This is a genomic window from Cyanobacteriota bacterium (assembly GCA_025054735.1).
Lineage (GTDB): Bacteria > Cyanobacteriota > Cyanobacteriia > SKYG9 > SKYG9 > SKYG9.
Map to the genome: position 1 here is coordinate 1 of JANWZG010000516.1, position 2,349 is coordinate 2,349.

The window sequence follows — 2,349 nt, forward strand, 5'->3', positions numbered from 1 at the left end:
TTTAGTCATATTCACTCCTCTTAATCTATAGGTAGATCTATAGAGTTGTTTACAGAAACGTATTGTAAACTAAAAACCCTAGAAAGAGAATGATGATTAGTCCTGCTAATAGGAGTTCACAGTCAAAGTCATCACAGCAGTTCCCATCTAGCACGAGGGTAAAATCTCTTCTAGGTCATCTAGCCCAAGGCTGCTGCTGAACCAACAGCAGTTTCATAGCTACTGCTTGCCTTTACTAGGTATCCACCAATCCCACTTAGCATTATCGAGATGGCTAGTTGTCCACTTAAATTGGTTACTGAGGTTCTTGGTTAGGTTCTCTGGAACCATTGCGCCTAATCTCTATGGCTTGGCTAACCTCAAAAATCAGTACAAAGGGTCACCTTATCGACTTTTGCACGAATTTCTCTAGCAATTGCACCTGCCTAGGCGTAGTTAACCCTGAACTGCGAACCGTCAACTGTACCTCCGGTGGCTTTACAAGCCAGTTAGTTTGAATATCGACGAGTCTTACCCCCTGGAAGGTATAGTCATTTCAATTTAGGTTGAAACAGTTGCCCTTACCCTAACCCTTGTATCTTAATGACGGAGAGATAAACCATGAACCCTTGGATGCAAAACATCATGGAGACGCTCAACGGCGTGATTGCTCTCTCTCCTTCCCCCAAATCCTAGTTCCGTCGGTTGCAATGCAATGTTACACAGCAGCATACGGAAGCATCGCTCTAACCTAGTCTCAACTATACACCCAACACTTGGACTCGTTGAGGTTTTGCTGGACGAATGCGCGGGTCACGGCTAAACTGGCAGGCAAACGGAATCACATGATTGGGGCGATCGCTCACACCATCTTTATTGCTTACGCTTCCCCTAACAGCAAAACTCAAGCTTTTGCTCAAAGCCTAATGTCAGCAGAAAAATCTGTCGTCACCTTTGCTTGTTCTGGCAACTCATTGTTACACGCGCAAGGCATTATTGGTTTGGATATAGATGCGATCGTGCAATACTGCCTAAGTACTCAAGTATTGCACACCCAAAAAGCTGAAAGCTGTGATGGGAAGAGATAATGTTTGTCAACTCATAGATTGAGTGATGCCGTTTCTCCAAAAGCTGGCTACATAACGTATTAGTTCGCAGTAAGAACTTGTGGCCTTACTACAAGCCATCTGTAGTGACAGTTTAGGGAACTGTATAAGCATCGGCAAAGTCCCTCGGCAAGAGAATCGTGACACTACAACGCGCTGCACTTAACTGCCATGGGATTGGCTTTTAGCAGCCAAGATTATCTGCGGTGATTGAGCTAAGCCGTTATGCATCAAATTGCTGCGGTGACCGCGGATGACCCCTCAGCCGATCGGGCTTTTTCAGCTTGAATAGCAGCATACAAACGATTGAGGGCATTGATATAGGCTTGGGCGGAAGCCACGACAATATCAGTGTTAGCCGCATGACCTGAAAATGTCCGGTTGTTGTACCTCAGACGAATGGTTACCTCGCCGATCGCATCAATGCCTGCTGTAACAGACTGTACAGAAAACTCCGTTAGCTGATTAGGCACGTCCACAACACGGTTAATGGCTCGATAGACTGCATCCACTGGACCAGTGCCGATTGCTGCATCGGTCAACTCTTCACCCGTAGGAGTGCGCACAGTTACTGTTGCCGTTGGGCGAGTATTGTTCCCGCAGGAGACCTGCACCAACTCGAGGTGGAACAGTTCAGGTGCTTGTTGGATTTCGTCGTTGACGATCGCCTCCAGATCCCAATCGGAAATATCTTTCTTCTTGTCGGCCAAATCCTTGAAGCGCAGAAATGCTTTGTTCAGCTCTTGATCCGACAGGTCAAAGCCCAACTCCTGCAACCGGGTGCGGAACGCATTGCGACCTGAATGCTTGCCCAACACAATCTGGTTGTCTAACAGGCCGATGGACTTGGCATCCATAATTTCGTAGGTGAGGCGATTCTTGAGCACGCCATCCTGGTGGATTCCTGACTCATGAGCAAAGGCATTAGCACCCACGATCGCCTTATTGGGTTGCACCATCATTCCCGTTAAGTTCGATACCAACCGTGAGGTTTTGTAAATCTGCTGCGTATCGATGTTTGTCAGTGGGGCTTCAGAATCGGCTGGTCGCCCCAAGAAGGGATTGAAGTAGGCTCGTCTTGTGTGCAGTGCCATTACCAACTCTTCTAGGGCTGCATTCCCAGCACGTTCGCCAATGCCATTGATGGTGCATTCCAACTGCCGAGCACCATTTTTCACCGCTTCTAAGAAATTAGCAACCGCTAAGCCTAAGTCATTATGCCCATGGACTGAAATGATGGCCTGGTCAACGTTGGGAACATTTT

At 47.4% G+C, this 2,349-nt stretch carries 2 protein-coding genes; one reads left to right on the forward strand and one right to left on the reverse strand.

Translation table 11 applies throughout. The features are described 5' to 3' along the window. Window positions 1–764 precede the first annotated feature (764 nt). Window positions 765–1,067 (forward strand): hypothetical protein, encoded by a 303-nt coding sequence (locus NZ772_17595; protein ID MCS6815371.1) that lies wholly within the window; start codon window positions 765–767, stop codon window positions 1,065–1,067. Window positions 1,068–1,315: 248 nt separating this feature from the next. Here the strand turns inward: NZ772_17595 and NZ772_17600 are convergent. Then, window positions 1,316–2,349: 2-isopropylmalate synthase (locus NZ772_17600; GenBank protein ID MCS6815372.1), on the reverse strand; the 1,034-nt coding region annotated here is incomplete at its 5' end.